Raw genomic sequence first — 14,162 nt, forward strand, 5'->3', positions numbered from 1 at the left:
GGGACTTTAACTTTAATCGATTAAATGCAAATATATTCGATGAAATGCATTTATCCAAATTTTTATAGAATAATTTTAATTTTAATTTATTGTCCCAGCTCTTGATGATATAATTATGTGACACTCACCAAAATTTAAGGTCACTTTTTTATAACAATGATTTCAAGTCGTATTTTATAAAGTTATATTTGCCGAAATTTATTTTTATGTCTTTTTTACAAGAAATAGAGCGCAGAAGAACCTTTGGTATAATTTCCCACCCAGATGCTGGTAAAACAACATTAACAGAGAAACTACTTCTTTTTGGAGGTGCTATCCAGGAAGCCGGCGCGGTAAAAAGTAATAAAATAAAGAAAGGTGCCACTAGTGATTTCATGGAGATTGAACGTCAACGTGGTATATCGGTTGCAACTTCGGTGTTGGCATTTGAGTATAATGATATTAAAATAAATATTCTTGACACACCCGGTCATAAAGATTTTGCCGAAGATACTTTTAGGACCTTAACAGCCGTAGACAGTGTAATTGTAGTAATTGATGTTGCCAAAGGGGTTGAGGAACAAACCGAAAAGTTAGTAGAAGTTTGTAGAATGCGTAACATTCCCATGATTGTCTTTATCAACAAATTAGATAGAGAAGGAAAAGATGCTTTCGATTTACTTGATGAAGTTGAACAAAAACTAGGATTAAGAGTAACACCTTTAAGTTTCCCAATTGGTATGGGATATGAGTTTAAAGGCATTTATAATATATGGGAGAAAAACATTAATTTATTCAGCGGTGATAGTAGAAAAGATATCGAAGAAACAATTGAAATTTCAGATTTAAGTTCTTCTGAATTGGATACACTTGTAGGCGAACATGCTGCTGATACACTTAGAGAAGAAATTGAATTAGTTGAGGGTATTTATCCTCAATTTGATAAAGAAGCCTATAGAAGTGGAGAATTACAACCCGTATTTTTTGGTTCTGCATTAAATAATTTTGGAGTTAGAGAACTTTTGGATTGTTTCGTAGAAATTGCACCAACACCTAGATCGAAACAAAGCGATACAAGGTTGGTGAAACCTGATGAAAAAAAATTTACTGGATTTGTTTTTAAGATTCATGCTAACATGGACCCTAACCATAGAAACCGCTTGGCTTTCGTAAAAATTGTTTCAGGAGAATTTAAAAGGAATACGCCTTATTTACATGTTAGGAATAATAAAAAGTTAAAGTTCTCAAGTCCGAATGCTTTCTTTGCTGAGAAAAAAGAAATTGTAGACATATCTTATCCAGGTGATATAGTTGGTTTACAAGATACCGGAAGTTTTAAAATAGGAGATACACTTACCGAAGGTGAAGTCATGAATTATAAAGGTATACCTAGTTTTTCTCCTGAACACTTTAGATATATTAATAATGCAGACCCTTTAAAATCTAAGCAGTTAGCAAAAGGGATTGACCAGTTGATGGATGAAGGTGTTGCCCAATTATTTACTCTAGAATTAAACGGAAGAAAGGTTATTGGTACCGTTGGGGCATTGCAATATGAAGTTATTCAATATAGGTTAGAAAACGAATATGGGGCCAAATGTACCTATGAAAATTTAAATGTTGCTAAAGCTTGTTGGATAGATCCTGAAGATGAGAAAAATGACGAATTTAAAGAGTTTAAACAGGTGAAACAACGCTTCCTTGCTAAGGATAAGCAAGGGCAATTGGTTTTTCTTGCAGACTCTCTGTTTTCATTGCAAATGACACAGCAAAAATACCCTAGTATTAAGTTCCATTTTACTTCGGAATTTGAGTAAAGTCTAGATTTAAGACAGTCTATTTTAGATAAAATTTGGTTTTTTATCGATATTTTTATACATTTAGTCGATTAAAAAATTACCAAACCTGAATAAACAGCCCTGCTTATGGAAGTGAATGCCAACGAATTCAGTAATGAGGATATTACTGTTACCTACGACCCTTGTAAATGCATGTTATCCGGGACTTGTGCCAAAGAACTCTCTGAAGTTTTTAGTGACTCAATTATACCTTGGGTAAATTTAGATAATACAGAAACAGGTAAAATAATTGAGCAAATAGAACGATGCCCCTCTGGTGCTTTAAATTATTTTAAACATAGAAAAAGACAAGCCTCTTAAAAAAAAGCCTTGAAATATTTCAAGGCTTTTTTTACTCTATCACTTAGGATTCGATAAGGTTTATCAAAAGAATATTTAAAATTACTTTTAATAATCAGATGCTAAAATAACTTCAACATGATATATCTGTCAAATTTATGCTTCGCCTGTTGGTCCGAAATTTAAAGGAATTGGTGGTTGCTCGTAATCTTTGATTTCTCCATGTGCATTTTCAAATCTGTTTACGTTATCTGCTAATGCTTTAAGCAACCTTTTAGCGTGTTGGGGTGTTAGTATTATTCTAGACTTCACTTTATTCTTAGGAACCCCGGGCATAATATTAACAAAATCCACTACAAATTCTGAAACCGAATGGTTTATAATAGCTAAGTTAGAATAAGTACCCTCGGCAACTTTTTCATCCAATTCTATATTTATTTGACCTTGTTTTTGTTTATCGTTTTCGTCAGCCATAATTTCTAATTTAAATTAAAAAGCCTTCAAGTAAATTACATGAAGGCTTTTGTTTTATAGATTCCCGCCCTCGCGGTTTATCAATTCTTAGTTGTAATTCAACTCTTGCTTTACTTGCATCATTTCGTCAAATTCTTCTTTAGAACCTACGATGATATTAGAATAACTTCTCATACCTGTACCTGCTGGAATTCTGTGTCCAACAATTACATTTTCTTTTAGTCCTTCTAAAGAATCTACCTTACCTGCTACAGCTGCTTCGTTAAGAACCTTAGTAGTTTCCTGGAACGATGCCGCAGAGATAAATGATTTAGTTTGAAGTGATGCTCTTGTAATACCTTGTAATATTGGCGTTGCTGTCGCTGGACTAGCATCTCTTGCCTCAACAAGTTTCTTGTCTTCTCTTCTTAAAATAGAATTTTCATCTCTTAATTCACGAGGTGTAACAATTTGACCTGCTTTAAGATTTTCAGAATCACCAGCATCTTCAATAACTTTCATTCCGAAGATATCATCATTTTCTTTGATGAAGTCTGCTTTATGAACTAATTGATCTTCTAAGAAAATCGTATCACCAGAATCAATGATTCTTACTTTACGCATCATCTGTCTTACAACAACCTCGAAGTGCTTATCGTTAATCTTCACCCCTTGTAAACGGTATACTTCCTGTACTTCGTTCACTAAGTATTGCTGAACAGCTGAAGGTCCTTTAATATTTAAGATATCGTTAGGCGTAATAGAACCATCAGATAATGGCATACCTGCTTTTACGTAATCGTTCTCTTGAACAAGAATCTGATTAGATAACTTCACTAGGTATTTCTTAATATCACCTGTTTTAGATTCTACTATAATCTCACGGTTACCACGCTTGATTTTCCCGAAAGAAACCACACCATCAATCTCACTAACTACAGCTGGGTTGGATGGGTTACGAGCTTCGAATAACTCAGTTACACGAGGTAAACCACCTGTAATATCACCTGCCTTAGCAGACTTACGAGGTATCTTAACTAACACCTTACCAACATTAATCTTCTCACCGTCATCAATCATTAAGTGAGCTCCAACTGGTAAGTTGTAAGAACGGATTGTTTCTCCCTTACCATCCTCAATATGGATTGTTGGGATTAACTTCTTATTTCTAGATTCTGAAATTACTTTTTCTTGGAATCCGGTCTGCTCATCAATTTCTACTTGATAAGTTACACCTTGCTCGATGTTTTCGTATTTAATCTTACCAGCAAATTCTGAAATAATTACGCCATTATATGGATCCCATGTACAAACAACATCGCCTTTACTTAATTTCTGACCATTTTTGATTGCTAAATGTGAACCATAAGGAATGTTATTGGTACTTAAAGTAATACCTGTTTTCTCGTCTACTAATTTAACCTCAGATGTACGAGAGATTACGATATCAACTTCATTTCCTTCGTTATCTTCTCCTTTAACAGTTTTTAAATCTTCAATTTCAGCAACACCATCGAACTTAACGGCTAGCTTGTTATCCTCAGAAATGTTACCTGCAATACCACCTACGTGGAACGTACGTAATGTTAACTGAGTACCAGGCTCTCCAATTGATTGAGCAGCAACAACACCAACAGCTTCACCGCGCTGTACCATTTTACCGGTAGCAAGGTTACGTCCGTAACATTTCGCACAAATACCTTTAGTAGCTTCACAAGTTAAGGCAGAGCGTACTTCAATAGTCTCAATCGGAGAATCTCCAATAGCTTTAGCAATATCATCTTCAATTAACTGACCAGCTGAAACTAATAACTCATCGGTTAATGGATTGTACACATCATTTAAAGATACACGACCTACAATTCTTTCTTCTAAAGTTTCAACAACTTCATCATTCTTCTTCAATGGTGCAACTTCTACACCTCTCAGCGTACCACAGTCTTCTATGTTAATGATAACATCTTGAGATACATCTACTAAACGACGTGTTAAGTAACCTGCATCTGCCGTTTTAAGAGCGGTATCTGCAAGACCTTTACGAGCACCGTGTGTAGAAATAAAGTATTCTAAAATTGAAAGACCTTCTTTAAAGTTAGAAAGAATTGGATTTTCAATAATCTCACCACCACCTGCGTTAGATTTTTTAGGCTTAGCCATTAATCCACGCATACCAGTTAACTGACGGATTTGCTCTTTAGAACCACGAGCTCCAGAATCAAGCATCATAAATACCGAGTTAAATCCTTGTTGATCCTCACGGATACGTTTCATAGATAACTCTGTTAACTCTGCATTGGTAGATGTCCAAATATCAATTACCTGATTATAACGTTCGTTGTTGGTAATAAGTCCCATATTATAGTTACCCATAATACCATCAACTAAACCGTTAGCACTATCAATCATAGTTTGTTTCTCAGCAGGGATAATAATATCTCCTAAACTGAATGACAAACCTCCTTTGAATGCAAAATTAAATCCTAAGGTTCTAATTGAATCCAAGAATTCAGCCGTTTCTGGTACAGATGTAACTTTAAGAATATCACCAATAATATCTCTTAATGATTTCTTAGTTAATACCTGATTGATATAACCTGCGGCTTGAGGTACATGTTGGTTGAATAATACACGACCAACAGTAGTCTCAACAATCATTCTATCTAATTTACCATCTTCATTTAGGTCTATCGTTCTAACTTTTATACCAGCATTCAAATCTACGCGCTTCTCGTTGAAGGCAATTTCTACTTCTTCTGGAGAGTAGAAAGTCAACCCTTCACCTTTAATAGGTAATTCTGGAGTAGATTTACGCTCTTTGGTCATATAATAAAGACCAAGAACCATATCCTGAGATGGTACTGTTACCGGAGAACCATTCGCTGGGTTTAAGATATTATGAGATGCCAACATCAATAATTGACATTCTAGGATTGCCTCTGGTCCTAATGGTAAGTGTACCGCCATCTGGTCACCATCGAAATCCGCGTTAAATGCCGTACACACTAATGGGTGTAATTGAATTGCTTTACCCTCGATTAACTTAGGTTGGAACGCTTGAATACCAAGACGGTGTAACGTAGGAGCACGGTTTAGTAATACTGGATGTCCTTTAAGAACATTTTCCAAGATATCCCAAACTACTGGCTCTCTTTTATCTATGATTTTCTTTGCAGATTTTACAGTCTTAACAATACCTCTTTCAATTAATTTTCTAATTACGAAAGGTTTGTAAAGCTCTGCTGCCATGTTCTTTGGCAATCCACATTCGTATAATTTTAATTCAGGACCAACAACAATTACAGAACGTGCAGAATAGTCAACACGCTTACCAAGTAAGTTTTGACGGAAACGTCCTTGCTTACCTTTTAATGAATCTGATAATGATTTTAATGGTCTGTTAGAATCTGTTTTTACTGCTGAAGATTTACGTGTGTTATCAAATAATGAATCTACAGATTCTTGTAACATACGTTTCTCATTACGCAAGATTACTTCAGGAGCTTTAATTTCAACTAAACGCTTTAAACGATTGTTTCTGATGATTACTCTTCGATATAAATCATTTAAATCTGAAGTAGCGAAACGACCACCATCTAATGGTACTAAAGGACGTAATTCTGGTGGAATTACAGGAATAACCTTCATAATCATCCATTCTGGACGGTTCTCACGATTATTGTTAGACTCGCGTAAAGCCTCTACAACTTGTAAACGCTTTAATGCTTCTGTTTTACGTTGTTTAGAAGTTTCAGTATTTGCTTTATGACGTAATTCATAAGACAAGCCTTCTAAATCAATTCTTGACAACAACTCAATTAAACACTCAGCCCCCATTTTAGCGATGAACTTATTAGGGTCTGTGTCTTCTAAATATTGATTGTCTTGAGGAAGTGCTTCTAAAATGTTCAGATATTCTTCTTCAGTAAGAAAATCCATTTTTTGTAATGGTTCTCCTTCTTCATTCTTAGCTAAACCTGGTTGGATTACTACATAACGCTCGTAGTAAATAATCATATCCAACTTCTTAGATGGTAATCCTAATAGGTAACCAATTTTGTTTGGTAACGAACGGAAATACCAAATATGTGCAACAGGTACTACTAAGTTAATGTGACCAACTCTATCTCTACGTACTTTTTTCTCAGTAACTTCAACACCACAACGGTCACAAACGATACCTTTATAACGAATACGCTTATATTTTCCACAAGCACACTCATAATCCTTTACAGGACCAAAAATACGCTCACAGAATAAACCATCTCTTTCTGGTTTGTGCGTACGGTAATTAATAGTTTCTGGTTTTAAAACCTCTCCTCTTGAATCTGCTAAAATAGATTCTGGTGATGCTAAACCAATAGAGATTTTATTGAATCTCTTAACTGTATTTTTATCTTGTTTTCTTGCCATAATATATGGATGAAATGATTTTTAATTTACTACTCTTCTAATCTGATGTCTAATCCTAAACCTTTTAATTCATGCATTAATACATTGAATGATTCAGGTAATCCTGGATCTGGCATTGGTTCACCTTTAACGATACTTTCGTAAGTTTTGGCTCTACCAATAACATCATCAGACTTAACAGTCAATATTTCACGTAAAGTACTTGATGCACCGTATGCTTCAAGTGCCCATACTTCCATCTCTCCAAAACGCTGACCACCAAACTGTGCTTTACCACCTAATGGCTGTTGCGTAATTAACGAGTAAGGTCCAATAGAACGTGCGTGCATCTTATCGTCAACCATGTGTCCTAATTTCAACATGTAGATAACACCAACAGTTGCCGCTTGATCAAAACGCTCTCCTGTACCACCGTCATATAAGTGCGTATGACCAAAACGAGGCACTCCTGCTTCGTCTGTCAACTCATTAATTTGGTCTAGAGTTGCACCATCAAAAATAGGTGTAGCAAACTTGCGACCTAAATTTTGACCTGCCCAACCAAGAACAGTTTCATAAATCTGTCCGATGTTCATACGAGATGGTACCCCTAATGGATTCAATACGATATCTACTGGCGTTCCATCTTCTAAGAATGGCATATCTTCTTGACGAACGATTCTTGCAACAATACCTTTGTTACCGTGACGTCCTGCCATCTTATCACCTACTTTAAGCTTACGTTTCTTAGCAATATAAACTTTTGCAAGCTTGATGATTCCTGCTGGTAATTCATCTCCAACTGAAATAGTGAACTTTTCACGTCTTAGAGCACCTTGAAGATCGTTTTCCTTAATCTTGTAATTATGGATTAAATCTGCAACAAGAGCATTAGTATGATCATCTGTAGTCCATTTACCAGATACTAAATGAGCATAGTCATCAACAGCATTTAACATCTTTAAAGTAAATTTCTTCCCTTTAGGGAATACCTCTTCACCTAAATCATTGAAGATTCCTTGAGCTGTTTTACCGTTTACGATAGCGAATAATTTGTCAATTAAAATATCTTTTAAATCGTCAAATCTTCTATCGTATTCAGCTTCTAAAGCTAAGATATCATCTTTATCTTGTGCTCTCTTACGCTTATCTTTTACTGCTCTAGCAAATAATTTTTTATCAATTACAACACCATTTAATGATGGAGACGCTTTTAATGATGCATCTTTTACATCACCAGCTTTATCACCGAAAATAGCACGTAATAATTTTTCTTCAGGCGTTGGATCAGATTCACCTTTAGGCGTAATCTTACCAATTAAGATATCACCGGGCTTAACCTCTGCACCTACTCTAATCATACCGTTTTCATCAAGGTCTTTAGTTGCCTCTTCAGAAACATTAGGAATATCATTAGTTAATTCTTCGTTACCTAATTTGGTATCTCTAACTTCTAATGAATACTCATCAATATGAATAGATGTAAAGATGTCTTCACGTACAACTTTTTCAGAAATTACAATCGCATCCTCAAAGTTATACCCTTTCCAAGGCATGAAGGCCACTTTCATATTCCTACCAAGTGCTAACTCACCTTTTTGAGTTGCGTATCCTTCACATAAAACCTGACCTTTAGTAACTCTATCTCCCTTAACCACAATTGGCTTTAAGTTGATTGAAGTACCTTGGTTAGTTTTTCTGAATTTGATTAATTCGTAAACCTTTTCATCACTATCAAAGCTTACTTTAGCCTCATCCTCTGTACGGTCGTAACGAATTCTAATTTCATTTGCATCTACATAAAGTACTTCTCCTTCTCCTTCAGCATTAATCAATACTCTAGAATCTGAAGCTACTTGACGCTCTAAACCAGTTCCTACGATAGGCGCATCTACTCTTAATAATGGTACTGCCTGACGCATCATGTTCGATCCCATTAACGCACGGTTCGCATCATCATGCTCTAAAAACGGAATTAAAGACGCCGAGATAGATGAAATCTGGTTTGGCGCTACATCTGTATAATGTAATTCATTTGGATCTATCACAGGGAAATCACCTTCCATTCTGGCAATAACCTTATCATGTAATATCTTACCATCACCATCAACTTCAATAGTTGCTTGAGCGATTAATTTCTCTTCTTCTTCCTCTGCACTTAGGTAAGTAGGTGCGTTTTTAATATCTACAACACCATCTTCAACTTTTCTGTAAGGCGTCTCAATGAATCCCATAGAATTCACTTTCGCATAAACTGAAAGTGATGAAATCAAACCAATATTCGGTCCCTCTGGAGTTTCAATTGGACAAAGTCTTCCGTAGTGTGTATAGTGAACGTCACGAACCTCGAAACCAGCTCTTTCACGAGAAAGACCACCAGGTCCAAGTGCCGATAAACGACGCTTATGAGTAATCTCTGCTAATGGATTTGTTTGATCCATAAACTGAGATAACTGGTTAGTTCCGAAGAATGAGTTAATTACTGAAGACAAGGTCTTCGCGTTAATCAAATCAATCGGTGTAAACACCTCGTTATCACGAACGTTCATACGCTCACGAATGGTACGAGCCATACGCGCTAAACCAACACCAAACTGAGAAGACAACTGCTCACCTACTGTACGTACACGACGGTTAGATAAGTGATCGATATCATCAATCTCTGCTTTTGAGTTAATAAGCTCGATTAAATATTTAATAATGGTAATGATATCTTCTTTGGTAAGCACTTGCTTATCCATCCCGATATCAAGACCTAATTTTTTGTTCATTCTGTAACGCCCAACTTCACCTAATGAGTAACGTTGATCAGAGAAGAATAATTTATCAATAATTCCTCTTGCTGTCTCCTCATCTGGTGGTTCAGCATTACGTAATTGTCTGTAGATATGTTCAACAGCCTCTTTTTCAGAGTTTGTTGGATCTTTTTGAAGCGTATTGTGAATAATGGCATAATCACCTTGCTCAGACGTTTCTTTGTGTAAAAGAATAGTCTTTACTTCTGCTTCTAGTATCTCTTCAATATTTTCTTTGTCAAGAATTGTATCACGATCAAGCACAATCTCGTTACGCTCGATAGATACAACCTCTCCCGTATCTTCATCAACAAAATCCTCGTGCCATGTATTAAGTACACGAGCTGCTAACTTTCTTCCTGAATATTTCTTAAGTCCAGATTTTGAAACTTTAACCTCTTCGGCTAAATCAAAAATCTCTAAAATGTCTTTATCACGCTCAAAGCCTATAGCTCTGAAAAGCGTTGTTACAGGTAACTTCTTCTTTCTATCGATGTAAGCATACATTACCTGATTGATGTCTGTAGCAAATTCAATCCAAGAACCTTTAAAAGGAATTACCCTAGCTGAATATAATTTAGTTCCGTTGGCATGGAAAGATTGTCCAAAGAATACCCCCGGAGAACGGTGTAATTGAGATACAACAACACGTTCTGCACCATTGATAACAAAGGTACCACTTGGAGTCATGTAAGGAATAGTTCCTAAGTATACGTCTTGAACAATAGTTTCGAAATCCTCATGTTCAGGATCTGTACAGTAAAGTTTTAACCTTGCCTTTAAGGGAACACTGTAAGTTAATCCTCTTTCAATACACTCATCGATAGCATATCTAGGTGGATCTATGAAGTAATCTAAAAATTCTAAAACAAATTGATTTCGAGAATCTGTGATTGGAAAGTTTTCCATGAAGGTGTTATACAATCCTTCGTCACCTCTTTCTTCAGACTTTGTTTCTAATTGGAAAAAATCCTGGAAGGATTTAATTTGAATATCCAAGAAATCTGGATATTCTGTTCTATTTACAATAGACGAGAAATTTAATCTTTCAGCTTGTGTTGACAACATCAATGAACGGAATTTTGATTAAAAAAAATAATGATAGCGTATGTACTCTTTATATACGCAAAATGGTTTAGACCTGGGAGAACTACTCTCCAGGCCTAAACCTTTGTGTTTTTGGTTTACTAAGCTTACTTAAGCTCAACCTCAGCTCCAGCCTCTTCTAATGAAGCTTTTAAGCCTTCTGCTTCGTCTTTAGAAACACCTTCTTTAATAGCGCTTGGTGCTTCATCAACTAATCCTTTAGCTTCTTTTAAGCCAAGACCTGTTAATTCTTTAACTAACTTTACAACAGCTAATTTAGAACCACCTGCCGCTTTAAGGATTACATCGAATTCAGTTTTTTCTTCTGCAGCTTCTCCTCCACCAGCAGCACCTCCACCAGCAGCAACAGCTACAGCTGCAGCAGCAGGCTCGATACCATACTCATCTTTTAATATAGTAGCTAACTCATTAACTTCTTTTACAGTTAAGTTAACTAATTGTTCTGCGAAATCTTTTAAATCTGCCATTTTTCTATCGTTTTAAAATGTGTTTTTTAATAATAATTTATTTGTGTAAAAAGTGCGTACGCTTTAATACTATCCTTCTTTTTCAGATAGTGTTTTAATAATACCAGCCAGTTTTCCACCACTTGATTGAAGTGCTGAAACAACGTTCTTAGCAGGCGATTGTAACAATGTTACAATTTCACCAATCAATTCTTCTCTAGACTTGATATCTACTAAGGCGTCTAACTGATCATCGCCAATGTAAATAGCTTCCTCAATAAAAGCTCCCTTTAATAAAGGTTTCTCTGATTTTTTACGGAAGTTCTTGATTAACTTTGCTGGTGCATTACCTGTTTCAGAATACATCACAGATGTATTTCCTTTTAAAACAGTTGGAAGCTCTCCAAAATCTTTATCTGAAGCTTCCATTGCTTTTTCAAGTAATGTGTTTTTAACTACAGCCATTTTTACGTTTGCTTTGAAAGCAGCACGACGTAAATCTGAGGTTGCTCCTGCGTTTAACCCAGAAATATCTGTTAAATAGATATTTGCATTTTCAGCTAATTCTCCAGTTAACACCTCAATTACTTGCGATTTTTCTTCTCTAGTCATAATATAAGTTTTTAACTATTTAAATTAACCAATCTTTGGGTCAACAGCTACACTAGGACTCATTGTGGAAGACATAAAAATACTCTTCACGTAAGTTCCTTTTGCCGCAGTTGGCTTAAGTTTTATTAATGTTTGTAATAATTCATTTGCATTACCTGCAATCTTATCAGCACTGAATGATGCCTTACCTATAGCAGCATGTACAATACCAGTTTTATCAACTTTAAAGTCAATTTTACCAGCTTTTACTTCTCCTACAGCTTTAGCAATATCCATTGTTACCGTACCAGTCTTTGGGTTAGGCATTAAACCACGAGGACCTAATACACGTCCTAAAGGACCTAATTTACCCATTACACTAGGCATAGTGATAATAACGTCAACGTCTGTCCAACCACCTTTAATTTTGTCAAGGTATTCTTGTAAACCAACGTAATCTGCACCAGCTTCTTTAGCCTCTGCTTCTTTGTCTGGTGTAACTAATGCTAATACTTTCACATCTTTACCAGTACCATGTGGAAGTGAAACAACCCCTCTCACCATTTGATTTGCTTTTCTAGGATCCACTCCTAAACGAACTGCAATATCAACTGACGCATCAAATTTAGCATTGGTAATTTCTTTAATCAAAGCTGAAGCTTCATCTACAGAATAAAGTCTTCCTTTTTCAATTTTCGCTTGAGCTTCTTTTTGTTTTTTTGTTAATCTTGCCATTTCTTAATGTTTTAAAGATTAATTAGGGAATTGCCCTGTTACAGTTATCCCCATAGATCTAGCAGTACCAGCTACCATTTTCATGGCAGACTCCACAGTAAATGCATTTAAATCTTGCATTTTGTCTTCTGCGATAGTTCTTACTTGATCCCAAGAAACTTTAGCTACTTTTTTTCTGTTTGGTTCACCTGAACCTTTCTTCACCTTGGCCGCTTCTAATAATTGTACTGCAGCTGGAGGTGTCTTGATCACAAAGTCAAATGACTTGTCTTTGTAAACAGAAATTACAACTGGTAAAACTTTACCAGCTTTATCTTGAGTTCTAGCATTAAATTGCTTACAGAACTCCATGATATTAACCCCAGCAGCACCTAGAGCGGGTCCAACCGGTGGCGAAGGATTCGCTGCACCTCCCCTAACTTGTAGCTTAACTACTTTACTTAACTCTTTTGCCATTTTTAATAATTTAATTTGATACAATTCTTATAGTTGGAAGCAAAAGAATGTATCTATATAGTGTAACAATTATTATACTTTTTCAACTTGCATATAGCTTAACTCTAATGGTGTTTTTCTTCCGAAAATCTTTACCATTACCTCAAGCTTACGCTTTTCTTCGTTAATTTTCTCGATAGTACCATCAAACCCGTTGAATGGTCCATCAATTACCTTAACTGTTTCTCCTTTAGTAAAAGGAATGGCGACGTTAGTTGTTTCTTCTACTGCTAATTCGTCTACCTTACCTAACATCCTGTTTACCTCAGATTGCCTTAATGGCACAGGGTCTCCTCCTTTAGTTTCTCCTAAAAAGCCGATAACATTAGTTATACCTTTTATGATATGAGGAATTTCACCTGATAAATTAGCCTGTATCATAATATAACCCGGGAAATAAACTTTCTCTTTGCTTATTTTTTTCCCGTTCCTAATCTGAATCACTTTTTCTGTTGGAACCAAAACCTGATCAACATAATCTTGCATACCTAAACGAGCAATTTCATTCTCGATATAAGTTTTGATTTTGTTTTCTTGACCACTTACAGCCCTAACAACGTACCATTTTTTTTCGCTAACTTCAGACATAAACTTTTTAACTAATTAATTCAAAGTATAAACTAATAACCTTAGTAAAAACTGTATCCACACCCCAAATAGCTAATGAAAAAATAATAGAGAATACCGCTACCAAAACTGTTAAACTTTGTGCTTCTGCCCAAGTAGGCCAAGTCACGTTAGTTTTTAGCTCGTTAAATGATTCTTTAATATAATTTATAAAACCTGCCATTTATGTTTTTATTTGAACACTTTGCTTTGACTGCGCTCAGCACATTCTCGCTCGGTGTAAACTTATTGAGAGACTATAGTCTCAAATTGTATTTGCACGGGTTGAGAGACTTCCTTCGTCTACGCTCAGGATAAACTTCTCGTCTCATGACTTCTAGCACGGGTTGAGAGACTCGAACTCCCGACACCTGGTTTTGGAGACCAGTGCTCTACCAACTGAGCTAAACCCGTAAATATAAGTCAAG

At 35.7% G+C, this 14,162-nt stretch carries 11 protein-coding genes and 1 tRNA gene; 2 read left to right on the forward strand and 10 right to left on the reverse strand.

Annotated elements, in window-relative coordinates; translation table 11 throughout:
- The first annotated feature begins 206 nt into the window (after nt 1-206).
- Nucleotides 207-1,796: a peptide chain release factor 3 gene (locus tag M0214_RS00670; RefSeq protein ID WP_248723556.1), complete on the forward strand. Its 1,590-nt coding sequence runs from the start codon at nt 207-209 to the stop codon at nt 1,794-1,796.
- Between the two features lie 108 nt (nt 1,797-1,904).
- Complete coding sequence (locus tag M0214_RS00675; protein WP_248723557.1) at nt 1,905-2,138, forward strand: (4Fe-4S)-binding protein; 234 nt, start codon at nt 1,905-1,907, stop codon at nt 2,136-2,138.
- Nucleotides 2,139-2,273: 135 nt separating this feature from the next.
- Here the strand turns inward: M0214_RS00675 and M0214_RS00680 are convergent, their stop codons facing one another.
- From M0214_RS00680 to M0214_RS00725, 10 genes are all read right to left on the reverse strand, one after another.
- Nucleotides 2,274-2,591, reverse strand: coding sequence for a DUF3467 domain-containing protein (locus tag M0214_RS00680; protein ID WP_248723558.1), 318 nt, complete (start codon nt 2,589-2,591; stop codon nt 2,274-2,276).
- Nucleotides 2,592-2,678: 87 nt separating this feature from the next.
- On the reverse strand, nt 2,679-6,980 hold the full coding sequence (gene rpoC / locus M0214_RS00685; protein ID WP_248723559.1) for a DNA-directed RNA polymerase subunit beta': 4,302 nt from the start codon (nt 6,978-6,980) through the stop codon (nt 2,679-2,681).
- A gap of 29 nt (nt 6,981-7,009) precedes the next feature.
- On the reverse strand, nt 7,010-10,822 hold the full coding sequence (gene rpoB / locus M0214_RS00690) for a DNA-directed RNA polymerase subunit beta (RefSeq protein WP_248723560.1): 3,813 nt from the start codon (nt 10,820-10,822) through the stop codon (nt 7,010-7,012).
- 125 nt (nt 10,823-10,947) lie between these two features.
- On the reverse strand, nt 10,948-11,328 hold the full coding sequence (gene rplL / locus M0214_RS00695; protein ID WP_248723561.1) for a 50S ribosomal protein L7/L12: 381 nt from the start codon (nt 11,326-11,328) through the stop codon (nt 10,948-10,950).
- A 69-nt stretch (nt 11,329-11,397) separates the two neighbouring features.
- On the reverse strand, nt 11,398-11,919 hold the full coding sequence (gene rplJ / locus M0214_RS00700; RefSeq protein WP_248723562.1) for a 50S ribosomal protein L10: 522 nt from the start codon (nt 11,917-11,919) through the stop codon (nt 11,398-11,400).
- Nucleotides 11,920-11,943: 24 nt separating this feature from the next.
- Complete coding sequence (rplA, locus tag M0214_RS00705) at nt 11,944-12,633, reverse strand: 50S ribosomal protein L1 (protein WP_248723563.1); 690 nt, start codon at nt 12,631-12,633, stop codon at nt 11,944-11,946.
- 18 nt (nt 12,634-12,651) lie between these two features.
- Entirely contained in the window at nt 12,652-13,089 is a 438-nt protein-coding gene (gene rplK / locus M0214_RS00710; protein ID WP_248723564.1) for a 50S ribosomal protein L11, read from the reverse strand.
- A gap of 72 nt (nt 13,090-13,161) precedes the next feature.
- The gene (nusG, locus tag M0214_RS00715; RefSeq protein ID WP_248723565.1) at nt 13,162-13,716 is read right to left on the reverse strand and encodes a transcription termination/antitermination protein NusG; all 555 of its coding nucleotides are present in this window, start codon (nt 13,714-13,716) and stop codon (nt 13,162-13,164) included.
- A gap of 7 nt (nt 13,717-13,723) precedes the next feature.
- Nucleotides 13,724-13,918, reverse strand: coding sequence for a preprotein translocase subunit SecE (secE, locus tag M0214_RS00720; RefSeq protein WP_248723566.1), 195 nt, complete (start codon nt 13,916-13,918; stop codon nt 13,724-13,726).
- A 157-nt stretch (nt 13,919-14,075) separates the two neighbouring features.
- Nucleotides 14,076-14,148, reverse strand: a tRNA-Trp gene (locus M0214_RS00725).
- Nucleotides 14,149-14,162 lie beyond the last annotated feature (14 nt).

The organism is Seonamhaeicola sp. ML3, from assembly GCF_023273855.1.
Taxonomy (GTDB): Bacteria; Bacteroidota; Bacteroidia; order Flavobacteriales; family Flavobacteriaceae; genus Seonamhaeicola.